Annotated in this window: 30 protein-coding genes; 21 read left to right on the plus strand and 9 right to left on the minus strand. The window is 68.7% G+C overall.

Annotated features, from left to right (window positions below):
• Position 1: 1 nt before the first annotated feature.
• The 5 genes from EV643_RS35305 to EV643_RS46110 all read left to right on the plus strand — a co-directional run bounded on the left by EV643_RS35305 (position 2) and on the right by EV643_RS46110 (position 2,635).
• Complete coding sequence (locus tag EV643_RS35305) at positions 2 to 262, plus strand: hypothetical protein (protein ID WP_133804551.1); 261 nt, start codon at positions 2 to 4, stop codon at positions 260 to 262.
• A gap of 3 nt (positions 263 to 265) precedes the next feature.
• The gene (locus EV643_RS35310) at positions 266 to 1,069 is read left to right on the plus strand and encodes a hypothetical protein (protein ID WP_133804552.1); all 804 of its coding nucleotides are present in this window, start codon (positions 266 to 268) and stop codon (positions 1,067 to 1,069) included.
• Between the two features lie 32 nt (positions 1,070 to 1,101).
• Entirely contained in the window at positions 1,102 to 1,566 is a 465-nt protein-coding gene (locus EV643_RS35315; RefSeq protein WP_133804553.1) for a hypothetical protein, read from the plus strand.
• A 266-nt stretch (positions 1,567 to 1,832) separates the two neighbouring features.
• Positions 1,833 to 2,060: a hypothetical protein gene (locus EV643_RS35320; protein ID WP_133804554.1), complete on the plus strand. Its 228-nt coding sequence runs from the start codon at positions 1,833 to 1,835 to the stop codon at positions 2,058 to 2,060.
• On the plus strand, positions 2,057 to 2,635 hold the full coding sequence (locus EV643_RS46110) for a hypothetical protein (RefSeq protein WP_238166025.1): 579 nt from the start codon (positions 2,057 to 2,059) through the stop codon (positions 2,633 to 2,635). The genes EV643_RS35320 and EV643_RS46110 overlap by 4 nt, the downstream gene beginning before the upstream one ends.
• Positions 2,636 to 2,690: 55 nt before the next feature.
• On the opposite strand, the gene EV643_RS35330 is transcribed toward EV643_RS46110, so the two are convergent.
• Positions 2,691 to 3,005 (minus strand): putative quinol monooxygenase, encoded by a 315-nt coding sequence (locus EV643_RS35330; RefSeq protein WP_133804555.1) that lies wholly within the window; start codon positions 3,003 to 3,005, stop codon positions 2,691 to 2,693.
• Positions 3,006 to 3,025: 20 nt separating this feature from the next.
• Between EV643_RS35330 and EV643_RS35335 the strand changes: the two genes are divergently transcribed.
• The 5 genes from EV643_RS35335 to EV643_RS35350 all read left to right on the plus strand — a co-directional run bounded on the left by EV643_RS35335 (position 3,026) and on the right by EV643_RS35350 (position 7,527).
• Entirely contained in the window at positions 3,026 to 4,753 is a 1,728-nt protein-coding gene (locus EV643_RS35335) for an SLC13 family permease (RefSeq protein ID WP_202869898.1), read from the plus strand.
• 35 nt (positions 4,754 to 4,788) lie between these two features.
• Positions 4,789 to 5,625, plus strand: coding sequence for a glycerate kinase (locus EV643_RS35340; RefSeq protein ID WP_202869899.1), 837 nt, complete (start codon positions 4,789 to 4,791; stop codon positions 5,623 to 5,625).
• Positions 5,622 to 5,972, plus strand: a complete 351-nt coding sequence (locus EV643_RS46570) for a glycerate kinase (protein WP_255513073.1) — start codon at positions 5,622 to 5,624, stop codon at positions 5,970 to 5,972. The genes EV643_RS35340 and EV643_RS46570 overlap by 4 nt, the downstream gene beginning before the upstream one ends.
• Before the next feature lie 69 nt (positions 5,973 to 6,041).
• Positions 6,042 to 7,028 carry a Rossmann-fold NAD(P)-binding domain-containing protein gene (locus tag EV643_RS35345; protein WP_133804556.1) on the plus strand — a complete coding sequence of 329 codons (987 nt, stop codon included), beginning with the start codon at positions 6,042 to 6,044 and terminating at the stop codon, positions 7,026 to 7,028.
• A gap of 7 nt (positions 7,029 to 7,035) precedes the next feature.
• Positions 7,036 to 7,527 carry a metallophosphoesterase family protein gene (locus EV643_RS35350; protein WP_133804557.1) on the plus strand — a complete coding sequence of 164 codons (492 nt, stop codon included), beginning with the start codon at positions 7,036 to 7,038 and terminating at the stop codon, positions 7,525 to 7,527.
• Between the two features lie 98 nt (positions 7,528 to 7,625).
• Here the strand turns inward: EV643_RS35350 and EV643_RS44420 are convergent, their stop codons facing one another.
• Entirely contained in the window at positions 7,626 to 7,781 is a 156-nt protein-coding gene (locus tag EV643_RS44420; protein WP_166665693.1) for a hypothetical protein, read from the minus strand.
• A gap of 18 nt (positions 7,782 to 7,799) precedes the next feature.
• Between EV643_RS44420 and EV643_RS35355 the strand changes: the two genes are divergently transcribed.
• The 3 genes from EV643_RS35355 (at position 7,800) to pyrE (ending at position 10,341) form a co-directional block, all read left to right on the plus strand.
• Entirely contained in the window at positions 7,800 to 8,444 is a 645-nt protein-coding gene (locus EV643_RS35355) for a hypothetical protein (protein ID WP_133804558.1), read from the plus strand.
• Positions 8,445 to 8,562: 118 nt separating this feature from the next.
• The gene (locus EV643_RS35360) at positions 8,563 to 9,807 is read left to right on the plus strand and encodes an exonuclease domain-containing protein (RefSeq protein ID WP_133804559.1); all 1,245 of its coding nucleotides are present in this window, start codon (positions 8,563 to 8,565) and stop codon (positions 9,805 to 9,807) included.
• 15 nt (positions 9,808 to 9,822) lie between these two features.
• Entirely contained in the window at positions 9,823 to 10,341 is a 519-nt protein-coding gene (pyrE, locus tag EV643_RS35365; protein ID WP_238166031.1) for an orotate phosphoribosyltransferase, read from the plus strand.
• A gap of 176 nt (positions 10,342 to 10,517) precedes the next feature.
• On the opposite strand, the gene EV643_RS35370 is transcribed toward pyrE, so the two are convergent.
• The 3 genes from EV643_RS35370 to EV643_RS35380 all read right to left on the minus strand — a co-directional run bounded on the left by EV643_RS35370 (position 10,518) and on the right by EV643_RS35380 (position 12,206).
• A complete protein-coding gene (locus EV643_RS35370) occupies positions 10,518 to 11,285 on the minus strand; it encodes a DUF429 domain-containing protein (RefSeq protein WP_133804561.1) in 768 nt (255 codons plus the stop codon).
• Between the two features lie 76 nt (positions 11,286 to 11,361).
• Positions 11,362 to 11,634 carry a hypothetical protein gene (locus EV643_RS35375; RefSeq protein WP_133804562.1) on the minus strand — a complete coding sequence of 91 codons (273 nt, stop codon included), beginning with the start codon at positions 11,632 to 11,634 and terminating at the stop codon, positions 11,362 to 11,364.
• Between the two features lie 83 nt (positions 11,635 to 11,717).
• The gene (locus tag EV643_RS35380; protein ID WP_133804563.1) at positions 11,718 to 12,206 is read right to left on the minus strand and encodes an FBP domain-containing protein; all 489 of its coding nucleotides are present in this window, start codon (positions 12,204 to 12,206) and stop codon (positions 11,718 to 11,720) included.
• Positions 12,207 to 12,544: 338 nt separating this feature from the next.
• Here EV643_RS35380 and EV643_RS35385 point away from each other — a divergent pair, with 338 nt between their 5' ends.
• Positions 12,545 to 13,048, plus strand: a complete 504-nt coding sequence (locus EV643_RS35385; protein ID WP_133804564.1) for a hypothetical protein — start codon at positions 12,545 to 12,547, stop codon at positions 13,046 to 13,048.
• A 42-nt stretch (positions 13,049 to 13,090) separates the two neighbouring features.
• Positions 13,091 to 13,612: a GNAT family N-acetyltransferase gene (locus EV643_RS35390; RefSeq protein WP_238166026.1), complete on the plus strand. Its 522-nt coding sequence runs from the start codon at positions 13,091 to 13,093 to the stop codon at positions 13,610 to 13,612.
• Positions 13,613 to 13,730: 118 nt separating this feature from the next.
• On the opposite strand, the gene EV643_RS35395 is transcribed toward EV643_RS35390, so the two are convergent.
• On the minus strand, positions 13,731 to 14,297 hold the full coding sequence (locus EV643_RS35395; protein WP_133804565.1) for a hypothetical protein: 567 nt from the start codon (positions 14,295 to 14,297) through the stop codon (positions 13,731 to 13,733).
• 203 nt (positions 14,298 to 14,500) lie between these two features.
• On the opposite strand from EV643_RS35395, the gene EV643_RS35400 reads away from it, so the two are divergent.
• The 3 genes from EV643_RS35400 (at position 14,501) to pgm (ending at position 18,142) form a co-directional block, all read left to right on the plus strand.
• Positions 14,501 to 14,854 carry an MmcQ/YjbR family DNA-binding protein gene (locus tag EV643_RS35400; protein WP_370452420.1) on the plus strand — a complete coding sequence of 118 codons (354 nt, stop codon included), beginning with the start codon at positions 14,501 to 14,503 and terminating at the stop codon, positions 14,852 to 14,854.
• Between the two features lie 90 nt (positions 14,855 to 14,944).
• Positions 14,945 to 16,435, plus strand: a complete 1,491-nt coding sequence (locus EV643_RS35405) for a fused MFS/spermidine synthase (RefSeq protein ID WP_133804566.1) — start codon at positions 14,945 to 14,947, stop codon at positions 16,433 to 16,435.
• Positions 16,436 to 16,519: 84 nt separating this feature from the next.
• Complete coding sequence (gene pgm, locus EV643_RS35410; protein WP_133804567.1) at positions 16,520 to 18,142, plus strand: phosphoglucomutase (alpha-D-glucose-1,6-bisphosphate-dependent); 1,623 nt, start codon at positions 16,520 to 16,522, stop codon at positions 18,140 to 18,142.
• A 5-nt stretch (positions 18,143 to 18,147) separates the two neighbouring features.
• Here pgm and EV643_RS35415 read toward each other — a convergent pair whose 3' ends face one another.
• Positions 18,148 to 18,546: a DUF3037 domain-containing protein gene (locus EV643_RS35415; protein WP_133804568.1), complete on the minus strand. Its 399-nt coding sequence runs from the start codon at positions 18,544 to 18,546 to the stop codon at positions 18,148 to 18,150.
• A complete protein-coding gene (locus EV643_RS35420; protein ID WP_133804569.1) occupies positions 18,543 to 19,280 on the minus strand; it encodes a HipA family kinase in 738 nt (245 codons plus the stop codon). The genes EV643_RS35415 and EV643_RS35420 overlap by 4 nt, the downstream gene beginning before the upstream one ends.
• Positions 19,281 to 19,334: 54 nt before the next feature.
• On the opposite strand from EV643_RS35420, the gene EV643_RS35425 reads away from it, so the two are divergent.
• Positions 19,335 to 20,390: a carboxylate-amine ligase gene (locus EV643_RS35425; RefSeq protein ID WP_238166028.1), complete on the plus strand. Its 1,056-nt coding sequence runs from the start codon at positions 19,335 to 19,337 to the stop codon at positions 20,388 to 20,390.
• On the opposite strand, the gene EV643_RS35430 is transcribed toward EV643_RS35425, so the two are convergent.
• Entirely contained in the window at positions 20,387 to 22,174 is a 1,788-nt protein-coding gene (locus tag EV643_RS35430) for a glycerophosphodiester phosphodiesterase family protein (RefSeq protein WP_133804570.1), read from the minus strand. The genes EV643_RS35425 and EV643_RS35430 overlap by 4 nt on opposite strands.
• A gap of 213 nt (positions 22,175 to 22,387) precedes the next feature.
• Here EV643_RS35430 and EV643_RS35435 point away from each other — a divergent pair, with 213 nt between their 5' ends.
• The gene (locus tag EV643_RS35435; protein ID WP_133804571.1) at positions 22,388 to 22,984 is read left to right on the plus strand and encodes a hypothetical protein; all 597 of its coding nucleotides are present in this window, start codon (positions 22,388 to 22,390) and stop codon (positions 22,982 to 22,984) included.
• A gap of 137 nt (positions 22,985 to 23,121) precedes the next feature.
• Positions 23,122 to 24,704, plus strand: a 1,583-nt coding sequence (locus EV643_RS35440) for an HNH endonuclease signature motif containing protein (protein ID WP_238166029.1), incomplete at its 3' end; no start/stop codon positions are given.

A 24,704-nucleotide genomic window follows, 5' to 3' on the forward strand; every position in this document is an offset into this window, starting at 1 on the left:
AGTGTCCGACGTACAGCGGCTCAAGGAACAACTGCACCAGGTCTCGGCCGAGGCCAAGCAGGCGGCCGGCGGCCTGGTGGGGTTCAAACTCCGGTTCACCCAGCACAGCGCCCTTGTGGAGAGCCTGATCGCCGGTACCGCGACCGGGGTGGACCGCGACATCACCGAGATCCTGGAAGCGGCCGGCAAGGCGGTCGAACAGGCCGCCGAGGCGCTGGAGATCGCCTCGGCCGGGTGCAAGAGCTACGCCGACCAGATCTGAGCCATGCCGTCGGACCTGCAGCGGGTGGCGCGCGGCCTGGTCGACTGTCTCGACGAGGTACCGCAGGTGGTCCTCCACCTGCAGCGCACCGCCGACCGCTGCCGGGAGAACGCCGCCCTGGCCATCGCCGCCTCCCAAGGCCGCGCGACGGTCGCCGCCCAGCAACTCGACGCGGCCGCGCGCGCTTGCGAGGCAGCCGCCCACTACCTGTCGATGGCCCCGCCCAAGGCCAAATCCTGGGCCGAACGCCTGATCGGCGACTCCCGTACGACGGACCGCCCGTCCGCCGACTCCGCCGACCGCAACAAGGCCACTCTCAAGGTGGGCGACGTAGCGGATCGCGATGCCCAGGGCCGTACCAAACGCCTCTCCGCACCCTTCAAGCCGTCGGAACCTGTCGAGGAGTCGTCAGAGCCGCCGCTCATCAAGGTCGCTCGCAAGGCCTTCGAAGAATTCCGCAAGCAGCAGGAGAAGGACGAGGAGTCCCGCGAACAGCCGGAGGAGCCGCTGGAGTTCGAGATCCTGGTCGAACACGACGGCAAGATCGCCCTCCTGGAACGCGACGAGGACGAAGAAAAAGACCGAGAACAACGCGAAGAACGTGCCCGCCAGCCCATCGAGATCACGGTCGACCTGGGTGAGTCCATCCAAGAACTCCTCAAGGCAATGGCCGAATCCGCCAAAGAGACCTGGAACCACGCCACCTTCCTCATCACCACAGACCGCATCACAGCCACCTTCGACTACCCGGAGGAGCCCCCCGTCGTCGACATCGAACTCCCCGACCTGCCGCCAGTTTCTTGGTGACGGACGGTTGGTCAGCTTGTCAAGGAGCGTTGATGTCGGATAGCGATGAGATCTTTCTGGCCCTGGATGAGCCGTTGATTGCGGCCGCTCAGCGGGTGGCCGATGTGCTCGGGTTGGAGTACCTCGGGGTTATGCCGCGGACCGGCGAGCTGCAGTACAAGGTCCGGGCCAGGACGTTCGATGGGTGGATCGGCGTTTTCGTCGGCCCGAACAACTACGGTCCAGAACCGGATGAGGTTCAAGCCATGGACGGCTATCCGATCACCGTGGACGTCCAGAGCCGCAACAGGAAGGCGAATCAGGCGGACGAGACACGGCTGGCCTTCGAGGAACTGGTTGCCGCGCTGCCGGAGACCCCGGCTTTGCTGTCCCACAACATGGAGCTGCTGGTCGCCGCCTACCTGCCCGATGCGGGGACGCATCGCTTCGAACCAGGCATCACGCTCGACGACCCGGACCTCGAAACCTGGCGCCCGTGGGTGAGACCGACTTCGTGATGCCCGGCGATCACCCGTGACGGACGTTCTGAGTCGGCCGCCGGTGCTCGTGCCGCCTGTGGCATGCCGCTGCGTACCGGGGCGGTTGGGAAAGAAATCCGGAAGTCGCGTCATGAAGGGTTGGGGCGTTCGTCACTTCTTTGAACCCATCCCCACAGCGAAGTGGAAGTGATCGAAGTGGAGTACAGCTTTTCGACGCCGCCGATGGGAACACCAGCGGGTGGCCGGTCCCGCCGTCAGGTTCGTCCTACTCGCCGGGTGCACTGATGTCCGGCGATGAGGTGGGGCCGCAACGTCGCCGCGTACGAGTGTGGTTCGGGGACCACGTCGTCGCGGACTACCGGGCGGCGGCCGATGTGGCCGACCGCTATGCAGCTGCCATGGAACGCCGGTTCGCTGGGTTGCGGGTGACCAACGAGCCGACCCCAGACCCCGATCCAGGCCCGGACCGTGTGCTGCCGGGTGAACGGCTCTGGGAGGTAGCCCCGAAATGACCGCGCGTCGCTTCCGGCTGATTCGCCATCATGACGTGTCCGGCGTGAGCGGTACCGGACCTGTTGCCGAGGGCGTCCAGTTCACCGACGGGGCCGTCGCGCTCCGCTGGTACGGCGACTACCCGACCACGACCGTGTGGGACAGCATCGACTCGGTGATCGCGATCCACGGTCACGCGGGCGCCACGGAGGTCGACTGGCTCGATCCCGAAGGGGGCCCGGATCCGGAGCTGCCGGTGCGCAGCGATCTGCCGCCCCGTCCGTGGCCGGACCTGCACTCCGCGCCCGAACCGGATCCGGCCGACCTGTACGGCGGACCCGATCCGCGTGGTGCACGTGCTCCGTACGATCCGGTTGATCCGTACGGCGGGGCCGACCGCCGCGGCGTACCGGGTCCAGGCGACGAACCAGGGCCGGGCACGCCTGATCGTCCCCAGTCGGATCCTCCTCAGATGAGCCGTACGCCGATCGGCCGCCCCCAGCTCGGTCGGTCGCAATCGGGCCGCACCGAATCGGGTTGGCCCCAACTGGGCTCAGCGACCACGACCGGATCCGGCGCCGCGGACCTGGTCTGACCTGAGCGGGCCGGGCGCCGAACTCCCTCCGGCGTCCCGGTCCGCTCGAACCCTGTCAGCTCTTGTACTCCTGGACCTGCATCAGGTCCAGGTTGTAGAACTTCACCGGTCCGTCGCACATCGCCGCCATCTTCTCGGCGAACTCGTTCGTCTCAGGCCGGTCGTTGTTCTCCATCGCCGCCTCGAACGACTCGAACTCGACGACGATGAAGTACCGCCCCGGGTCGTCCCGGTCCGCGCACACGATCACCCGGCCCGGAGCGGGACCGTCCTGCGAGGCCTCGCGGCTCTTCCGGAATTCGTCGCTGAGCTCGGCGATCTCGTCCGGCTTCGACGTCCGGTACTCGATGATCTGAACGAAACCAGCCATGTTCTCCCCCTCTGGTAGTGGTGCGTTCTGATCTCGACACTGCGCTCGTCGGGCGCGGTCCGCAAGAGGTTGCCGAGGGCGATGACTCGGTGCAGACACCCCACACACCCGGCGTGCCCGGCCGAAGGCCCGCAGTACTCCGGCCGAAGGCCCGCAGTACTCCGGCCGAAGGCCCGCAGTACTCCGGCCGGCGGGCGACCGCGAAACTGAGCAAGCTCTCATTTGCGGTTCACCAGGGTCTCATCGCGTGGTTCAACGCTGTTTACATGGCGGATACCGGCACGACGCTCCTGATGCAGCGGACAAGTGTGCAACCCGGTCGGCCCCGAGACGCCTTCCGAGCGACAAGGCTGCTCGCCGCCGTCGGTGTCCTGTCCGTTGTCGCAGTGGTGCTGCCCGGGCCGGATGCAGGTCTGCCGACGGAGGGGCGGCTCACGCTTGTGGTGTTCACGGCCGCAGTACTCGGCTGGGTGCTGGGCGGCTTGGACGACACCTTTGTGGGCCTGGTCGCCGTGGTCGCGCTGACCGTCGCCGGTGTGCTCGACCCGGCACAGGTGTTCGCGTCACTCGGCGGTGACATCGTCTGGTTGCTGATCGGCGCATTCGTCATGGCGGCAGGGCTCTCCGCGACCGGTCTGCCCGCGCGGATCGCAGTGGGGCTGGCTGCCAGGGCGCGTACCGTGCGTCAACTGGCTCACCTGTGTACAGCGGTAGTGGTGGGCAGTGCGCTGGTGGTGCCGTCCACTGCGGGGCGGGCGGCGTTGGCTATGCCGGTGTTTCTCGCCCTGGCGCGGGGGCTGGCGGGCCGTACCCGGGTGGTGCGGGCGTTGGCTGTGTTGTTCCCGACGGTGATCCTGCTGTCTGCGGTCGCCACGTTGACCGGTGCCGGCGCACACCTGATCACCGACCAGTTGGTCACCGCGGCGACCGGAGACGGGATCGGGTACGGGCGATGGCTCCTGCTCGGACTGCCGTTCGCGGTGGTGTCCAGTCACGTTGCGGCCGAGGTGGTGCTGGCCGTGATGTGCCGCCGCACCGACCGGCGTACCGCGTTGTGCTTGGACCGGGCCGACGTTGCCGATGCGGCAGGGGTCACGGTCGACGGGGCAATGAGCTGGCCCCAGCGGCGGGCGTTGGTGATCACCGGTCTGGCAGTGGTCGGCTGGTGCACTAGTGGGCTGCACAGTGTGCCGACAGCGTTGGTCGCACTGATCGCTGGTTTGGCCATGTGCGCACCACGTGTCGGCACTGTGGAACTGAGCAAGGCGCTGGGTACGGTGCCGTGGCCGCTGCTGATGTTCATGGCGACCACCATGCTGCTCGGTACTGCGCTGAACAGCTCGGGTGCGGCCGGTTGGCTCGCCGGACTGCTCCCGGCCAACCCTGGTGGATCGCTGGTGTGGTTCCTGGCAGTGGTGGTGGGCGTCTCGGTAGCGGCGCACCTTGTCCTGCAATCCCGTTCCGCCCGGTCCGCAGTACTCGTGCCCGTGCTCATCCCGGCTGCTGTTGCCGCAGGCCTCAATCCGGCAGCCATCGCGTTCGCATCCACCGCTGCGGCCGGGTTCTGCCACACGCTGCCGGCCTCTGCCAAGCCGATGGCCGTGTTCGCGACCGTCGATGACGTACCCACCTTCGGCAAGGCGGATCTGGCCCGCCTGTCCGTCCTGCTGGCACCGCTGCTCGCAGTACTGGTGATCGCCTTCGCGCTCTGGGTATGGCCGCACCTCGGCCTACCCCTGCAGCACTGAAAAGTCAACCGCCCCAACCAATGAAGGAGCCGGCCATGACCACTCCCGCTGTACTGCGTTTCGTGATCGCCCCGAGCGGATTCAAGGAGTCCCTCGATGCTGCCGCCGTCGCCGCTGCGATCGCGGCCGGGATCCGTCGGGTCATCCCGGATGCGATCGTGGACCGCGTACCGCTGGTCGACGGTGGTGAGGGTTCCGCTGCCGCCCTGGCCGCGGCGACTGGCGGAAGGCTGGTCCCGGTGACCGTCACGGGACCGGTCGGGAAGCCCGTGCCCGCACACTTCGCGATCCTTGGCGGACGCGGGCCGCGTACTGCGGTGGTCGAGATGGCCGCCGCGGCCGGACTGCGCCTGGTCCCCGCTGACCGACGCGACCCAGGCCGGACCAGTACTACGGGTGTCGGGCAGCTGATCAGCGCCGCACTGGACTCTGGTTGCGAACGGATCATTGTCGGCTGTGGGGACTCCGGTACCTGCGATGGCGGGGCCGGTGCCCTCACGGCGCTCGGCGTACGGCTGCTGGACGCCGACGGCCGTCCTGTCACGCCTGATGGGCACCACCTGGGGGAGGTCGCCACGATCGATGCCGCCGGCCTTGATCCGCGCCTGTGCCACACCCAGGTACTGCTGGCGTGCAACCCGCACAACCTCCTGACCGGTCCTAGGGGTGTTGCTGAGGTGTTTGGACCGCAGAAGGGTGCTACACCCGAGCAGGTCCGCCTGCTGGGCGCGGCGATGGCCCACTGGGCGCGTCTGCTGCAGCGAACGTACGGAGTCGACGTCGCCGCGCAGCCCGGCAGTGGTGCCTGGGCGGTCTCGGAGCCGGACTCGCTGCTGTCCTTGGCGCGCAGCTCGTACCCCGGTACCAGTTGATGCTCGACAACGCCGACCTGGACTCCAGACTGGCTGCTGCCGACCTGGTCATCACCGCGGAAGGCGCCATCGATGCACAGACACCGCACGGCAAGATCCCTGGTGAGGTCGCGCGCCGCGCCAAGCTCCACGGGAAGCCGGTCATCGCCCTGGCCGGCACGGTCGGTGCCGATGCCTGCCGCAACTACACCGCCGGAATTGACGCCTACACGAGCATCGTCGCCGCCCCGATCACCCTCACGGACGCCATCACCCACGCGGCAGCCCTGACCACCGACGCCACCGAACGCGCGCTACGACTCGTCCTCGTCGGCGCCACCCTCGCCAACACCGTCCGATCGCTGTAGTTGAAGCGGGTGTCTGCCCTCAGCAGAGCGTTATGGGTTTTGTCGGCGAGGCCTGCTTGGCTTGGGTTCGTGGACATTCTGATTCTTGGTGGGACTGCCTGGCTCGGCCGGGAGATCGCGACCCAGGCGCTCGGTCGCGGCCACGCTGTCACCTGTGTCGCGCGGGGTGAGAGCGGTGCCGCGGTCGACGGCGCAACGCTGATCTCGACCGATCGGAGCCGCCCGGACGCGTACGCCGAAGTACCGGAGCGCGAGTGGGACGCGGTGTTCGAGGTGTCGTGGCAGCCTGGGTTCGTGCGGTCGGCCCTGGACGTGTTCGGGAGCCGGGCCAAGCACTGGACCTACGTCTCGTCGGGGAATGCGTACGAGAAGTACGACACCCCCGGTGCGGATGAGTCGGCACCGTTGCGGGAGGCAACTGATCAGGAGATCGTCGACCGCGACCTGTACGGCGAGGCGAAGGTGGCCTGTGAGCAGGCTTCGGTCGCGGCCGTGGGGGATCGGTTGGTGATCGCGCGGGCCGGGCTGATCGGCGGGCCCGGCGACGCCAGCGATCGGGCCGGCGCGTGGGTGGCGCGGGCCGCGCGGGCGCCGGAGGATCCGCTGCTGGTGCCGGATACGCCGGATCTGGCGACCGCGGTGGTCGATGTGCGGGATCTCGCGGTCTGGTTGCTGGACTGCGCGGAGCGGGGCGCGACCGGGACGTTCGACGCGGTCGGGCCGGTGGTGCCGTTCGGCGAGTGGATCGACCTGGTGCGGTCGGTCGGCGGTCATACGGGGCCGGTCGTGCTCGCGCCGCAGGAGTGGCTGGAGGAGCAGAAGGTCGAGCAGTTCATGGGGCCCGAGTCGTTGGCGATGTGGCTGACCGAGCCCGGGTGGGAGGGCTGGTCCTGCCGTAGCGGGCGGGCCGCGGTCGAGGCAGGGTTGACGCATCGACCTCGGGAGGAGTTTCTCCGGGACACGCTTGCCTGGGAGCGTGAGCTGGGGCTGGACCGCGAACGCCGGGCCGGGCTCAGCGCCGAGCGGGAGAAGGAGCTGATCGCGGCACTGCCATAGTTGAACGATGAAGCTGGTACTGATCTCGGACACGCATCTGCCGGTGCGGTCCAAGAAGTTGCCCGTGGCCGTGTGGGACGCGATCGACAGCGCCGACGTGGTGATCCACGCCGGCGACTGGGTGAGCGTCGACCTGCTCGACGAGTTGGAGACGCGCGCCCAGCGGTTGATCGGGTGCTGGGGTAACAACGACGGCCCGGAGCTGCGCGCACGGTTGCCGGAGGTCGCGCGAGTAACGCTCGACGGGGTCTCGGTCGCGGTGGTGCACGAGACGGGCGCGGCGAAGGGTCGCGAGGAGCGGTGCGAACGGGCCTATCCGGACGTGGAGCTGCTCGTGTTCGGACACAGCCACATCCCGTGGGACACGACGACGCGCCGCGGTCTCCGGTTGCTCAACCCGGGATCGCCGACGGACCGACGATCACAGCCGTACTGCACCTACCAGACCGCCACAATCGAATCCGGCCAGCTCAAAGACGTTGCCCTACACAACCTCTGAGCGGGGCCGGGTTGGCATGCGGGATCGGGCCGGGGCGGGCGGCTGTAGTACCGGCTGAGCCAGGCAGCACCTGGCGCAGGTGCGCCAGGCACGCGGTCTCAGGCGTTGGCAGCTTCTTTGACGCGGGTCTTGAGGCGGTCGCGGACCTCCTCCGGGGTGTACGCCTTCCGCTTCCGCTCGCCGCGCGCGATCACCACACCGGTGGCGGCTACGCCGACGATGCCCGCAAGTCCTACGACCTTCCATACCTTCATGACCATTAATCTAGCGACGTGGAGACACGGATTTCGCTGGATGACGCTACGGAACTGACACGAACAGGTGACATTTGGCTGTTCCGCGGTGAGAGTACGGCCGATCGCGCGATCCGGTTGACCACCAACAGCCCGGTCAACCATGTCGGCATGGCGATCGTCGTCGAGGACCTCCCGCCGCTGATGTGGCACGCCGAACTCGGCCGCTCCCTGCCGGACATGTGGACCGGCAACCACCAACGCGGCGTACAGCTGCACGACCTGCGCGACGCCGTACTGACGTGGGGCCGGCGGTACGGCCAGCGGGCGTGGCTGCGGCAGCTGGACCATCCCGTGACCCGCGAGATGGAGGACGCCGTACTGCGTACCGTGGCGCGCCTCGACGGGACACCGTTCCCGTCCACCGCGCGACTGGCGTCCCGGTGGTTGCGCGGCCGTGTCCCGGCGTTCCGACGTGGTCACCGTGAGCTCGAACTGGAGACCGCGTACTGCGCGGAGGTCGTGGCCGTCACCTACGAGGAGATGGGCCTGCTGCCGGGCGGGCGCCGCCCGAACTGGTACGACCCGGGCCGGTTCTGGAGTGGCGACGACCTCGACCTCGCCCTCGGCGCCAAACTCGGCGACGAGATCGCCGTCGACATCCCGGCCGATCCATCCGTCTGACCACGGACCCCCCGCCCCCGGAAATTGCCAGACCGGGGTGGTGGGGTGGGGAAGGAAATTTGTCGGTGGGCTGTGATTGGGTTGTCACACGTCGGAATCGACCCGGAGGAGGCGCTGGATGTACGCCGTCATCGACACCGAGACGACCGGCCTGCTGCCCTCACATCGGCATCGGGTGATCGAGGTAGCGGTCGTGCTGCTGGATGCGGCCGGCCAGGTCGAGGGCGAATTCGTCACGCTGCTCAACCCACAACGCGATCTCGGGCCGCAGCACATCCACGGGATCCGGACCGCCGACGTGCTCGCCGCACCGGAGTTCGGCGATATCGCGCGGCAGCTCGCCGGACTGCTCGCGGGCCGGATGGTGGTGGGGCACAACGTCGAGTTCGATCTCGGGTTCCTGCGGGCGGAGTTCGCCCGGCTCGGGGTCGACGTACCGCTGATCACCGAGCGGTCGATGTGCACGATGGCGCTCGCGGGATACCTGCATCCGGGAGCGAAACGTACGCTCGGTGCGTGTTGTGCGGCGGCCGGAATCCCCTTGGAGGGTTGGCATTCCGCGCTCGCCGACACCCGGGCGACCGCGCAGTTGTTCGCGACTTATCTGCGCGAGTTCCCGTCGCCGCCGCCCTGGCAGTGGGTGTACGAGGAGATCCGCGGGCTGCAGTGGCCGGACCTGCCCGGTGGGGAGATCCGGCCGACGGTGCGACCGGTGCACGCGGGCGGCCGGCACGGGTGGATGAGCCGACTCGTCGACCAGTTGCCCCGGGTGCCGGAACCACCCCAGGCCGACTCGTACCTGGCGCTCCTCGACATGTTGCTCGCCGACCGCGCGATCGATGCCGCCGGCGCGGACCAGCTCGTGGAGGTTGCGAGGGAGCTCGGGTTGAACCGGGTGCAGGTGGATCATCTGCACGGGTTCTACCTGGCCGGGCTCGCATCCGCATTGTGGCGAGGCGGCGAGATCACCGACGACCAGCGCAGCGACCTCGACCGCGTGGCCGTGATGCTCGGTCATCGGGCGTCCGACGTCGACGAAGCGTTGCTCGCGGCAAGCAACGGGCGGTACGTCGTACCGGCGCGGCCCGGCGCTCGCGGGTTCCCGCCGGGCAGCACGATGGTGTTCACCGGCGACATGGTGGAGCCGCGCGAGGTCTGGTGGGATCGCGCCGTGGCGGCCGGATACTTCCCGGGGGACATGGTCGGGCCGGACACGACCTTCGTCGTCGCGGCCGATGTGGACAGCTTGTCGGTGAAGGCGCGCGCGGCCCGGGAGCTCGGGGTACCGATCATCGGGGTCGAGGATTTCCGGCGGCTGCTTCCACCGCATCTGCTGCCCTCGGACGAGCGGAAGGTCGGGTGAGACCTAGTGGAGAAGATGGAGCTGGGCCGGCGGATTTACGAGGTCGCGCATCTGACCGGTGAGTTCGTACTGCGGTCGGGGATGGTGGCGACCGAGTACTTCGACAAGTACCGGTTCGAGGCCGATCCCGTGCTGCTGGACGAGATCGCCCGGGCGATGGTTCCACTGGTACCGGCGGGGACCGAGGTGCTGGCCGGGCTGGAGATGGGCGGGATCCCGGTCGTCACGGCACTCGGCCGGCATACCGGACTGCCCTGTGCTTTCGTGCGCAAGGAGGCGAAGGCGTACGGGACGCGCCGGCTGGCCGAAGGCGCGGATCTCGCGGGGCGCCGGGTGGTCGTCGTTGAAGACGTCGTCACCAGCGGCGGCCAGATCGTGCTGTCGACGAAGGAACTCCGCGCGCTGGGCGCCGACGTCCGCGAAGCCCTCTGCGTCATAGACCGCCAACAAGGCGGTGCAGCCGCCCTAGCAGCAACCGACCTCACCCTCACGTCACTCCTCACCTCCGACGACCTCAAGACCGCCGCCCAATAACCCCGTCACCCCACCACGCCCCGGCGCGCAACGACCCGCGCACCGGCCCCGCCGTCCCGCGCACACCCGAGAAGCCCGCAACCTTGAACAACAACCCGGGGCCTTGAACTGGCAATTTCATGTTCAAGCCCCCGATTCCTTGACCGAGGTCCCCACCTCGCCCGGCCAGCGCGGTCTCAGGTTGGGGGCCGGTCGAGGTGGAGGACCATTTCGGGGGTGATGGGGGTGAGGATGGTGCCGGTTGCGGGGTCGCCGAAGTGGTGGACTTGGGTGGGGCGGGTGGTTGCGTAGGCGGCGATGTAGGCGCAGACAACGGCGTCGATCGCGTCCTCCAGGCGTTTGAGATCGGCCTTGAGATGGGCGTCGGCCAAGGCGCGGCGGATTCGGCGCCACTCGGGGCTGGCCTTCAGGAGCAGGGGAGGGGAGGCGTCCGCGAGGGATTCGAGGAGGTCCGTCAGGCGGAGCATCTCGGCTTGCAAGTGGGTGAAGTCGCGGCCGGGTTTCGCCTTGTACTGAAGGATCTTCGGCAGGTCGAACAAGGCGATCAGAGCCGGATGTGGATAGACCTCGGCAGCGCGACGGGGTGCCGGTGCGAGGGGATCCGTCGAAAGGCCGAGTGCCGTGATCAGGCGGAGGGCGCGGGATCCATCGACGAAGCTGGGGTTCGAGGTGTTGGCCGCGTGGCAGGACGCGTCGTACCGGCCGAAGTACCGGGAGATCAGTCGCTCGCAGGGTCGGTGACCGGTCGGGTTGACGACGATCACCGGCGCGTCGAAGGCGACGAAGCACGGCCCGTCGGTCCACTTCCGCAACCAGTCGAGGATCTCGTCGTCCGTACGCCGGGTCGTCACGTCGAGCAACGCGCCCGCCTCGTCGACAACCGCCAGACCGGTCACACCCCGCTGCCCCCAGGCGAGATCCACCCCGACGAAGAATCCACCCATCACACCAGCCCCGCAGAGCTCGACCCGGGACGGAGCCGGGTCGGGTCGAGACGGAATCGGGCCGGACCCCGCGGGGTCAGCTTTCGACGCGGTCTTCGCCTTCGTGGTCTTCGCGTTCGATCTCGAAGCGGAGGGTCTTGCCGGAGCGGATGCGTTCGACCGCGGAGACGCAGGCCTCCAGGCTCATGTGAACGCCGATCTCGCCCAGCCGGTTCCGCAGGATCAGCGCGGCGTCCTCGGGGGAACGGGAGCTGGACTCGTTGATCGCCTCGATGGTCGTGGCGGTGAGCTTCTCGCGGATGTCCGGGTGGACCTCGTGGATCTCGTGGGTGATTCTGAACTCCGTCATCGCGACCTCGCTCCTGTCGTGCTGCCCTCACGTCCAGATTAGTTCGCCGGGCCGGTGAGTCGATTGTGGCGCTCCGGTCGGGTTCAGGCGAGTACTCGGTCGACGAAAGTGGCCAGCCGCGTGCCGAGCCGTTCGACCCGGATCTCCGGCGCGACGGTATCGCCCTGCGGGACCTCGAGCTCGCGGAGTCCGCGGAGGTAGAGGGAGCACGCGAGGTCGGCGCAGATGTAGGTGCCGACCGTGTCTCCCTTGCGTCCGGCGGGTCCGGCACGGCGGGCCGCGAACAGCGCGACGTCGGTGACCTGGTGCGCGGTATGGCAGAGATCGCACAAGCCGGTACCGCGCCGGGGCTTCCCGGTCGCCGCGGTCTGCAGCGCGATCCCGGTCAGGCCGACGTCGCGTCGTACGACGAGGTAGGCGCGATTCGGCGCTTTGGGGTCACGCCAGCCGAGGTAGTCGAGTGACTCCCAGGGCAGTTCGGTGAACTTGGGCGGTAGGGTCATCGCCTTGATCTGGCTCCTGGACGAGTTGACGAAAGAGCCCCTGATCTCCTCCGCGCTGACCGGCTCCATCGCATCCTCCCGTGACCGTTCGACAACCCTCCAAGCCAACCCGCCGACCCCGCCCGGCCGCAACCGATTAACTCTCGTTGCCCCCAGCAACCACGTGTTTCGTGCGGACCGACAGGCAGTAGCCCTCTCGCCGGCCGCCTTCCACGCTTGATGTCCACCGATTGCCTGCCCCGCTGCCGACTACTGCCTGTCCGTGTGTACGACGACGGTCCGTGTCCGGCAACCCGGCGTTCGTTGTGGTTGGGTCACGATTGGTTGACGACGTGACGGACGGGGTTTGGTGACGGGCTGTGCTGGAAGAATTTCGGTGAGTGCTGGCCAGTTCAGGGAGTCCGCCGATGATCGACACCACGCTGTATCGCTGGCTGCGGCCGTTGCTGGGGCAGAGGGGTTTCGCCAGCCGGGTGCCGGAGAGGTTGCGTCCGCGCGGAACCAGTTCGCGGGTGAGCCGGCTGGCCGCCCGGTACGACGCCGACGTGGACGCGGCGATCCAACGGCTCTGGCCGAAGGCGCGGGTGTACCACGATCGCGAGTTCGCGCAGGATCGCGCCGACTTCCTGCTCGTGGTTCGCGGCCGCGGGGTGATGGTGGAGACGAAGGTGAAGAGCGATCCCGGGTTGTTCCGGGGATCGACCTTGCCGCCGTTGCTCGATCGGCTGCAGCGAGACGGCCGGCGGCTCGTCGTACTGCTGAATCAGGGCGACCCCACGCCGGCCCGTGAACTGGTCGCCGCCAAGCTCGGCGACAAGGCCCGCATCGTCGTCTGGTCCGGGCCGGAGCACGATGCCGAGCTCCGTGCCGCTGTCGAAGAACTCATCCGGATCGAGTGCCGCCATCCTTGACGCGCTGCCGGGTCGCAGCGGCTCATTGGCATAATCCCGCCCGTGGATGCGAGTACAGAGGCAGACGAGATGCGTGCGGGGCGGGTGGTGCCCGGCGTCGAGTCGGACCGGACTACGGAATGGGCCTTGCGTCCTGCGGAGCCGGCGGATGTCGAGGCGATTGCGGAGTTGCGGGCCGTAGTGATGCGGCCGGATCTGGAGCGGTTGGGGCGGTACGACGAGCATCGGGTTCGGCAGCGGCTGCGGGATTCGTTCTCCTCGCAGTACACGTCGATCATTCTGAGCGGTGATGTCTTCGCGGGGTGCGTCACGTTGCGGCCGGCCGAGGATGGGCAGTTGCTGGAGCACTTCTATCTCGACCCAAGCGTCCAAGGGCGGGGGCTTGGCTCGGCTGTACTGCGAACGCTGCTGGACCGGACCGATGCCGACGGGCTGCTCGTGCGCCTGAATGTTCTGCAGGGCAGCGCCGCGCGGCGGTTGTACGAGCGCCACGGATTCACGCTGGAGACTCAGGATCCGATCGACGTCTACATGGTGCGACAACCGGGCGCCGTCGGGACGTGACGACCAACAGCGCGGAGAGTCTTGGGCGACTCTCCGCGCTGCGAGTTACTCCGGGCCGCGAGGTGTGTCCGTGGTGGGACAGCGATCCGGAGTCGTCTGGGGTGGTGCCTGGCCGGGATCAGCAGGCGACCGGGGTGGTGCGCCCGCCGTCGACCACCCAGCGGCCGTCGTGCTGCTCGACGCGCATCTCGTCGACCCAGCGGGTCGGGGTCCTCGCGGGCAGCACGCGCTCGCCGGCCGCATTGACGGTGCTTGCTTGTCTGGTGTCGTAGCAGGCGCGGACGATGACGCCGTCCGCGACCAGGGTGCGCTTGGCCCAGATCACCTTGGTGGCGCCGGTGTTGTGCAGCTTCCTGGTCCGGTAGTACTTCGCCTGCTGGGTGATCGAGCGGTAGAGATCCGGGGTCATCACCGGGATCAGTTGTTTGGTGGACTTGCCGCCGCTACGCATCATCGTGTCGAGCGCGACCCGGTAGGCGTAGTACGCGTTGACCACCGGATCGTCGGAAGCCGGCCCGCCCTTGGGCTGGCCGGAGCCGCCCGCGATCGGGTCGGCGAGATCTTTCTCGGCCGCCTTGTGGGCGCCCGGGGATGACGCTGCCACATCGGCAGAGTCGTTACCGCAGCCTGCGAGCATCAGGACCGGGATCAGCGTGGCGGTCACCGCCAGGTTCCGAATGCGCATAGTGTCCGAACCTCCTGTCGGGCGCCGGCGCTGCCGCACACACCTACCGGCACTGACCGTGTAACGCCTCGACACAGACCGTGGTCACTGTGACCTGAGTCACAAAGCAGTCAGTACTGCGTCCCCAGCCGTTGACATGGCAGGGGTGTGGAGTGGATTGGATTGGTCGGATCCAGGAGTGGGAGGTTTGGGTGGTGGATGGGGTGGAGCGGTTGCGGGGGTTGTGTCTGGCTTTTCCGGAGGTGACTGAGCGGTTGAGTCATGGGGAGCCGACGTGGTTCGTCCGGGGGAAGAAGACGTTCGTGACGTTCGCCAATCAGCACCACGATGATCGGGTCGGGTTCTGGTGTGCGGCTCCCGAGGGGGCGCAGGAGGCTCTCGTCGGATCGGATCCCGAGCACTTCTTCCGGCCGCCGTACGTCGGGCATCGGGGCTGGCTCGGTGTCTACCTCGACGTGGACGGGGTGGACTGGGCCCACCTCGAGGACATCGTCGAGGACGCGTACCGGCAGATCGCTCCCAAGACCCTGATCGCCCAGCTCGACCAGCCTCAGTAGGCCCAGTCGGCGGATGCGGTCGCGTGGCCGCTGTGCGCTGCCAGGAACGCTGGACCGGGTTGGTAGTTATCCACAGATAGGGTTGCGCGGGTGAGCGACACTGAAGCCCCCGCCCGTGGGATCGGACAGAAGTTGGCCATCGCCCTGGCGCTGGGCAGTTCGGCCGCCGTCCTGGTCCTCGAACTGGTGTCGCTGCGACTGGTTGCGCCGTACCTCGGGCTGACGCTGGAGACGAACACCGCGATCATCGGCGTCGCCCTCGGTGCGATCGCGACCGGTGCCGCGTTGGGCGGGCGGTTCGCCGACACCGTGCCGCCGGTGAAGACGCTCGGGCCCCTGATCCTCCTCGGGGGAGCGCTTGTTCTGTTGATCCTGCCGGTCGTGCGGTGGACCGGCGAAGCGGTGCGCGGCGGCGACCCGAACACGGTGTTCATCGCGCTCGCGGTCGCGTTGTTCCTGCCGGCCTCGTTGCTGGCCGCGGTGACTCCGATGGTGACCAAGCTGCGGTTGTCGACGCTGACCGAGACCGGCACGGTGGTCGGCCGGCTGTCGGCGTGGGGGACAGTCGGGGCGATCGCCGGGACCGTGCTGACCGGGTTCGTGTTCGTCGCACAGGTGCCGACCAGTGTGATCGTGTTGTGCCTTGGCGGAGTGCTGGTGGTCGCCGGCGCAGTACTGACGATCGTGCTGCGGGGTTTCCGGTCCGCGACCAGGCCGCTGGCGCTCGCGTTGATCGGGACGACGCTCACGTTGGTCGCGCCGAGGCCGTGTGAGGTCGAGACGGCGTACCACTGCGCCAAGGTCGAGAACGATCCCGCCCGCGCTAGTGGCCGGACGTTGTACCTGGACCAGCTGCGGCACTCGTACGTCGACCTCGCGGATCCGACGTATCTGGAGTTCGACTACACCCAGGACTTCGGCGCGGTGATCGACAGCAAGTGGCCGGGTGGCGAGCGGCTCGACGCGCTCCACGTCGGTGGTGGCGGGCTCACCATGCCGCATTGGCTGAAGGCGACCCACCCGGGCACGCAGAACAAGGTGTACGAGATCGACCCGGGCGTGATCCAGGTCGACAAGGAGCAGTTGGGCGCCGAACCCGGGCCCGAGCTCGACCTACAGATCCGCGACGGGCGCCTCGGCGTACGGTCGGAGCCCGCCGACAGCCGGGATCTGATCATCATGGACGCGTTCGGCGGCGTCGCCGTGCCGTGGCATCTGACCACACGGGAGCTGATCGCCGACGTACGCCGGGTGCTCCGGGCGGACGGGATCTACACGATCAACGTCATCGACTTCGGGCCGCAGGCGTTCCTGAAGGCTGAACTGCAGACCGTGCTCGCGGAGTTCCCGCACGTCGCCATGGCGTCGGACGAGTCGGCGTTACAAGGCGGCGCCGCGGGGAATTTCGTCATCACCGCATCGGATCAGCCGCTGCCGGTCGACGTACTGCGCGGCCGGCTGCGCGCGGGCGCCGGCGTGATCAGCGACCGGGCCGAGCTCCGGTCGTACGCCGGTGACGCGCCGATCCTGACCGACGACTACGCACCGGTCGATCAGCTACTCACCCCGTTCTCCAGCTGAATATTCCTTGCCCGCCCCACCCCCCCGGTCTGGAACAAACCGTCCGGAGTTGTGCTCGTCGGCTTCTGCTTGTTGCATGTGCTCATGCACCCACGCGCAGGTCAGCCCGCTCAGCCCGAGGATCTCGTCGACGTCGACGCGCTGCTCGCGGCGTACGAGGGGATCACGCCGGACGTCGAGAACCCCGCCCAGAAGGTCGTCTTCGGTACGTCGGGCCACCGCGGCTCGAGTCTGGACGGCGCCTTCAACGAGGCACACATCCTGGCCGTCACCCAGGCCGTCTGCGAGTACCGCGCCGGCGAGGGGACGAGCGGGCCGCTGCTGGTCGGCCGGGACAGCCACGGGTTGTCCGAACCGGCCTGGCGGACCGTGCTCGAGGTCCTGGCCGGCAACGACGTCCAGATCCTGGTGGACAGTGCCGACCGGCTGACCCCGACGCCGGCCGTGTCGCACGCGATCCTGGGGCTGAACCGGGGCGCGGGCGCCGGCGCGGACGGCATCGTGATCACCCCGTCGCACAACCCACCGCGGGACGGCGGCATCAAGTACAACCCGCCGCACGGTGGTCCGGCCGACTCCGACGCGACCGGCTGGATCGCGTCCCGCGCGAACGAGCTGATCGCCGGCGGCAACCGCGACGTACGCCGGAAGCCGTTCGACGCGGCTCGCGCGCAAGCGGGTGACTACGACTTCCTCGGTCACTATGTCGACGATCTCCCGTCGGTGCTCAACCTGGACGCGGTCCGGGCGGCCGGGGTGAAGATCGGCGCCGACCCGCTCGGTGGAGCGAGCGTGGACTACTGGGCGGCGATCGCGGAGCGGCACGGACTCGACTTGACCGTGGTGAACCCGCGAGTCGACCCGGCCTGGTCGTTCATGACGCTCGACCACGACGGCAAGATCCGGATGGACTGCTCGTCGCCGTACGCGATGGCCTCGCTGGTCGCCCAGCGGGACCGGTACGACGTGGCCACGGGCAACGACGCGGACGCCGACCGGCACGGCATCGTGACGCCGGACGCCGGGCTGATGAACCCGAACCACTACCTCGCCGTGGCGATCTCCTACTTGTTCGCCAACCGCCAATGGGGTCCGGAGGTCGCGGTCGGCAAGACGTTGGTCTCGTCATCGCTGATCGACCGGGTGGTCGCCGATCTCGGCCGCCGGCTGTGGGAGGTGCCGGTCGGCTTCAAGTGGTTCGTGCCCGGGCTGATCGACGGATCCGTTGGCTTCGGCGGTGAGGAGTCGGCGGGCGCGAGCTTCCTGCGGTTCGACGGCAGCGTGTGGACGACGGACAAGGACGGCATCCTGCTGGCGTTGCTGGCGAGCGAGATCACCGCGGTGACGGGGGAGACGCCGTCCGAGGCGCACGCGAAGTTGGTGCAGCGGTTCGGCGCGTCGGCGTACTCGCGGGTGGACGCACCGGCGACCCGGGAGCAGAAGGCGAAGCTGTCCGCGCTGTCGGCGGACGCGGTGACCGCGACCGAGCTGGCGGGGGAGCCGATCGTGGACCGGATGACGAGCGCGCCCGGCAACGGGGCGTCGATCGGCGGGCTGAAGGTGACGACGGAGTCGGCATGGTTCGCGGCCCGGCCGTCCGGGACCGAGGACCTGTACAAGATCTACGGCGAGTCGTTCAAGGGCAGCGACCACCTCGAGCAGGTGTTCGCCCAGGCCCGCGAGGTGGTCTCGACCGCACTCGGCTAAACGGGCTAACGGACGAAGGCGTCCAACAGACGGTCCAGATCCGCGGCGGGGTTGTTGGTGAGGCCGCTGTGGATCGGGCTGGGGTGGACGACCGTACTGCGGGGCGCCGCGAGCCAGCGGAATCGTTCGCCGATCCGGGTGGCCGCGGCCGGACCGCCGGCCGGATCACCCGCGCAGATCGCGCGGATGTGCTCCAGCGACGCGCAGACCACGTCGACGTCGACCGCCGGATCGAGCGCCTTCAGCCGATCCGGCTCGACGTCCCACGCGGCGCCGAGGAAGTCGAGCGCCCGGCAGTAGAGGACCGCGCCGACGTTGACGAACTCGCCGCGCTGGATCCGCGGTGCCGCCCGCAGGATCACGTAGTCGAACGGGACCAGGTCGCCGCTGCCCTCTTGATTCATCGTGCACCGCCCGGCAGCCAGGCCGTGCGATCGGCGAGGCGGGCGGTCAGGTGGCCGAGGTACCGCTCCCGGTCGCCGTCCGCGATCCACTCGTCCGGGATCAGGCCGATCACCTCGGTCAGCAGGTCGGGGGTGATCGCCGCGGCCAGTTCGGCGTCGATCCCGGGCACCGCGCGCGCGACAGTCGAGAACACATGGTCCGAGGCGTCGTACTTGAGCCCGGTGAACTTCTCCGCGGACATCCACGAGTGGTGGAAGTACAGCGCGGCGCCGTGGTCGATCAACCAGAGTTCCTTGTGCCAGACGAGCAGGTTGGTGTTGCGCCAGGACCGGTCCACGTTCGCCACGAACGCGTCGAGCCAGAGGATCTTGGCCCGGGTGGCGTTGTCGGGCACGCCGCTGGAGCCGTCGTACCCGAACGAGCCGGGCAGGAAGTCGACGGCCAGGTTGAGCCCGGCGCTGCGGACCAGCAGTTCCTGGATCTCCTCGTCCGGTTCGGACTTGCCGATCGCCGGGTCCAGCTCGCACAGCTTGAGCTCGGGCACCCGCAGCCCGAGCCGGCGGAACAGTTCGCCGACGATGACCTCCGCGACCAGCGCCTTCGGTCCCTGCCCGGCGCCGTGGAACTTGAGCACGTAGGTGCCGAGATCGTTGCCCTCGACAACACCCGGTAGGGATCCGCCCTCGCGCAGCGGCAACACGTACCGGGTGGCGGTGACGATCGGCAGACTCACGCGGCAGAGCCTAACGGCTGTTTCCCGTGCTACGGCGCCGGGTACCGATCGGGCGTGAAGCATCCGTCCATGGGCGTCGAGGAAGAACTGTTGCTGGTGTCCGCCACCGGCGAGCCTCTACCGCGGAGCAAGGCGGTCCAGGCTGACGTCCAGGGCATGGACATCGCGCTGGAACTGACCAGGGCACAGGTCGAGCTCAACACCCCGGTCTGCCAGACCTCCGCCGAAGTCCGTGAACACGTCCAGGCCATGCGGTCGGCGCTGGCTGTCGCGGCGGTCGAGGAGGGCGGGCGGCTGCTGGCGATCGCAGCACCGCCCAGCGGCAAGGCCGCTCAGCTGATCACGAGGAAGGCGCGCTACCAGGAGATGGCCGCGCGCTACGGGTTGCTGGCGCGGGAACAAGGGGTCTGCGGATGTCACGTCCACGTCGAGGTGCCGGACCGCGACGCGGCCGTGCGGGTCAGCAACCACCTGCGGCCGTGGCTGCCGGCTCTGCTGGCGCTGACCGCCAACTCGGCGATCTATCTGGGCGAGGACACCGGCTTCTGCAGTTGGCGGTGGCTCATGACGTCGCGCTGGCCGTGCTCCGGGCAGCCACCGTACTTCGAGTCCGCGGAGCACTACGACGCACTCGTGGCGATGCAGTTGGCGGCGGGCAGCATCATGGACGAGAACATGATCTATTGGGATGTCCGGCCGTCCACGCACGTACCGACGGTGGAGGTACGGGTCAGCGACGTACCGCTGACTGTCGACGAGACGGTGCTGATGGCGACGCTGGTCCGCGCGCTGGTGATGACCGCTCTGGCCGAAGGCGACCAGGGACCGACGCTCGAACCGGCCGTACTGCGCACCGCGTACTGGCTTGCGGCCCGCGACGGTCTGAGCGGAGACGGTCTGGAAGTACTGCACGCCGAGAGGCTGCCGATGGTCAAGCTGCTGGATCTTCTGCAGCAACACCTCGCTCCGGCGCTCCAGGAACTCGGTGACGCCGACCTGGTGGCCGACACGATCCGGCGGCTCCTCACCGATGGCAACGGAGCTGACAAGCAGCGCAAGGCCTTCCGTGAGGGCGACGACATCATCGCCCTCACGGAGGTCAAGCCCTAGCCCCGAAGGAAGTCCTCCAGGCCGTGCAGGTCGTCGGTGTTGAGGTGGTCGACGCCGGCCGCGACCAGCTCCGACCACAACGCCTCACGGGCGGCGCCGCGCACGTCCGGGGTCGCCCAGAAGCGGACCCGGTAGCCGGCCTTGTGCGCCGTCGTGACGATGTCGCGGAGCTTGGCGCGCTCGGCGGCCGGGAAGGCGCCGACGCCCTGCCAGGTGAAGTTGTTCGTCCAGTTGTCGCTGACCAACGGCATCAGCGAGGCGGGCATACCCGACTTCAGATCCGCCAGCCGGCCGTCGTACCCGGCGTACCGGATGTTCTGCGCCTTCAGTACGTCGAGCGGGCGGTTGCCGCTGATCACCGAGGTGACCGCGCCTTCGTAGACCCGGCCGTTGGCGAAGATGGTGCTGATCCCGCGGTACTTGCGCAGCGCCTGGTCAACCGCGGCGTACGTGGACGGGCCGTCGCTCTTGATGTCGATCAGCAGCTGGAAGTCCTTGCTGTCGCGGTAGACCCGGCCGTGGTTCGCCTTGATTCGGTCGGCCAACGGCTGGAGGTACAGGCTCTCCAGCGTGCGGCCCGGGACGGTGTTCACCAGGTCATGGGCGACCAGCAGCTCGCCGTTGACCAGCCAGACGTCGGCCTCGACGCTGGTGAAGCCCCGGTCGAGCGCGTCCTGCAGCGGACGCCGGTGCTCGTAGTCGTTGTGCGCGTGCGCCTCGGGAAGCGCCCGGACCGCCGGCGCGTCGTACGACTTGGGCAGCTTGTAGCCGTTGGCGGCCGCGACCGTCCGGAGCCGGTCGGGGTAGTCGGAGATGATGCCGTCGACACCCTTGTCGATCAGCGACTGCATGGTCGCCGGGTCGTCGACGGTCCACGGCACGACCTTCATCCCGGCCTTGTGCGCGTCGTTCACCATCGCCGTGGTGACATACGGCCGGTACGCCGGGTCGGTGATCTTCCCGTCCTGCGGGAACCCGTGTACCGGGCTGATCGCGTCGGCGCCGAACGACTTCGTCGCCTTCACCAGGTCGCCGCCGAAGTCGTCGACGTCGATCCCGCCGAGCCACGGCGACTTACCGGGCTGACCGGTCTGCAGGAAGTCGTAGTTGGTCAGCGCGACGATCGGCAGTTCCGGCGCGACCTGGCGCATCCGCATCAGTGCGCCCCAGTCGAAGCTCTGGACGGTCACCTGGCGGCCGATCCGCGCCTTGCGGACCTCGGCTGCGACGACCTGGACGAACTGCTCGCGCGGTGCCGTCTCGCTCGGGGCGCCGGCCTCGACCTTGGTCTCGATGTTGAGCTTGACGCCGTACGCGTGGAACCGCTTGACCAGGTCGAAGACCTCAGGCAGTTCCGGCATCCGGGCGCCCGGGTCGGGGGTCTGGCCGGGGAAGTTCGGCAGCGTCTGGGTACCGCAGTCGAGCTGCTTGACCTGCTTCAGGGTGAGCGTGTTGATGTACTTGCCGACGTACGGGTACTCCGGGTCGGCCGGGGTGTAGGGCGCGGTGTCCTTGCACTTGGCGCCGCTGATCCGGCGGTCGTGGGTGACGACGGCGTGGCCGTCCTCGGTGATCTGGACGTCGAGTTCGAGCGTGCTGACACCGAGCTCCAGGCCGCGGGTGAACGAGGCGATCGTGCTCTCCACGGTCAGGCCGAGACCGCCGCGGTGAGCCTGCAGGTCGAGCTCGCGGCCGCCTGCCGACGCGGGGACGGCGACCAGGCTCTGGCCGACCAGGCCGGCGGTCAGGGCGAGTGGGAGCAGCGCGCGGGTAAGGCGGCGCATGAGGGTTCCCTTCATCGGGCGGGTGGGGGCGGTGCTGAGTTACCGTCGCCGATGCTGTCCGGCCAACGGTTACCTCGGCCTTCGCGAAGGTAGCCCAGAGTTGGCCGACAGGTAACCGCTCGACTTTCTCAGGGTGCCGAGCGCATTCGAATGACAGTGCGTGTATTCCGAGGCGCACAGAGTAATACTGGAGGTGTTGAAGGATGTGGTGGTATGGCGCGCGACGACCTCCGTGCCGGAACTCGGGCAGCATTCGTCGCCGCAGGCCTCGGACTGATCGGCCTGGCGGTACTGCTTGCGCTGTGGACCGACCACGCCATGACCTCGTTGGCAGCCCTGCTGGCCGGTGTCCTGCTCGTCGTGGTGGCGGCCGCCGGGCGCCTGCCCGAAGAGATCGGTCTACAACGGATCTCGTTCGGTGCCTCCCGGCAGACAGCCCGTGAATACAGAGAGGCCTTGTACGACGCGGTGCAGACGGCCCTTCCTGAACTGGAGCCACCGAGCCGCGGATCCGACTGGCATCCGGACCGGCCGACGTACTGGGTGGACGAGTTGCGGCTCCGGATCGTCGTCACCTGGGCACCAGACGACTCGTACCGGATCAACGTCTCCCGGATCGATCCCGCTGCGCCGGCCAATCCGGACATCGGCGTACTGCTGGTCACCAACGTCGAGGAAATCGACGACCTGCGTGCCGCGTTGCGCTCCCGAGTGGGGGAGCGGACCGCAGTCGTGCGCTGGCGCTCGTCCGACGACAACGACGCCCTGCGCCGCACAGCCCGCGAACTCCAGGCTCACAACGGGAGCTAGCGTCCGGGCCATCAGGTTGTGCACAGTCTGTGTGTTGCTGTGGACAACTTGGCGAAACTACTCGATCCCGAAACCCCTTATCCACAAGGGCTTTCCAGGCCCAGAAATTGTCGGCGGCATCGTCTAGGGTTCTAGCCATGGAACGGCTGGAGCAACGGCCCGTGTGGTCGATGAGCGGCAGCGACATGCTGGCCGCCCTCGACACACTCCAGGCCGACCTCAACCGGATCAACACCCGCCGCCTCGAACTCCTCGCCGCCCTCGACGCCAACGGCCACGCCACCGAAATCGGCGCCCGCAACACCGTCCAACTCATCGCCATCCGCCACCGCCTCGACCCCACCGCCGTCCGCCACGACCTCAAAACCGCCAAAGCCCTGCCCAGGTACGAGGCCGTCAACACCGCCCTGCACACCGACCCCACCACCAACGCCAACGCCAACACCGACGCGGGCACGGGCGCGGACTCGGACACGGGCTTGGGCACGGACGCCGGCGCATCCACGGGCACCGACGCGGACCCGGGCGGCACGAACGCGGGCACGGACGCGGGCACGGGCGCCGACGGTGACGTGGGTGCCGCGGCCGGCGCCGCCCCGGACGGTGGTGCGGAGGGGGGCCCGCTGGTACTGCATCCGGGCCAGGCCGAGGCGATCATCGACGCCCTGGAGCGGGTCCCGGCCGCGGCGAACGTGCCGGTCGAGAACCTGCGGGTCGCCGAGGAACAGATGGTACGAGCCGCGCAACTACTCCCACCGGGCGAACTGCGCAAGATGGGCAAACAGGTCCGCGACCGCCTCGACACCGACGGCGCCGAACCGGCCGAGAAACGCGCCCAGGCCAAGGAGACCCTGTGGCTGAAACGCCGCGACGACGGCATCCAGTTCGGCGGCTTCCTCGCCGCCGACAACGCCGAACTGCTCCAGACCGTCATCTTCGCCGGGGCGAAACCCCACAAGACCCCCGACGGGCGGCCCGATCCCCGCCCCCGCGGCAAACGCCACGCCGACGGCCTCGTCACCGCCCTCACCGTCGCCGCCGGCACCGGGGCGGCCGCGCCCGGACACGGCGGCATCAAACCCCACATCACCGTCACCATCAACCTGGCCGACCTGCTGGCCGGCACCGGCACCGGCGACCTCGCCCACGGCGGCACCCTGTCGGCGGCCGCGATCCGCCGGCTGGCCTGCGACGCCGGCATCATCCCCCTCGTCCTCGGCGCGAACTCCGAACCCCTCGATGTCGGCACCGAAGAACGGTTCGTCAACCGCGCCATGCGCCGCGCGTTGAACGCCCGGGACAGGGGCTGCGTCGTCTGCGGCGCCCCACCCGCGATGTGCGAGGCCCACCACATCATCCACTGGGCCGACGGAGGCCCGACCCGCGTCGAGAACTTGGTGCTGTTATGCAAGGCCGACCACATCGACGTCCACCACGGCCACTGGACCATCACCATGCTCAACGGCCGCCCGGTGCTGTCCCGCCCCGGCTGGGCTGACCGCCCTCCCGGCCCCAACCCGCCCCCGGATCCCTGGGCCACGAGCCCACCGGGCACCAGGCCGCCCGCCACCAGCACCGCCGCACCCGACACTGGCGTCGCCCCACCCGACACTGGCGTCGCCGCACCCGACACTGGCGTCGCCGCACCCGACACTGGCGTCGCCGCACCCGACACTGGCGTCGCCGCACCCGACACTGGCGTCGCCGCACCCGACACTGG

The sequence above is a fragment of the Kribbella caucasensis genome, assembly GCF_004361855.1.
GTDB lineage: Bacteria > Actinomycetota > Actinomycetes > Propionibacteriales > Kribbellaceae > Kribbella > Kribbella caucasensis.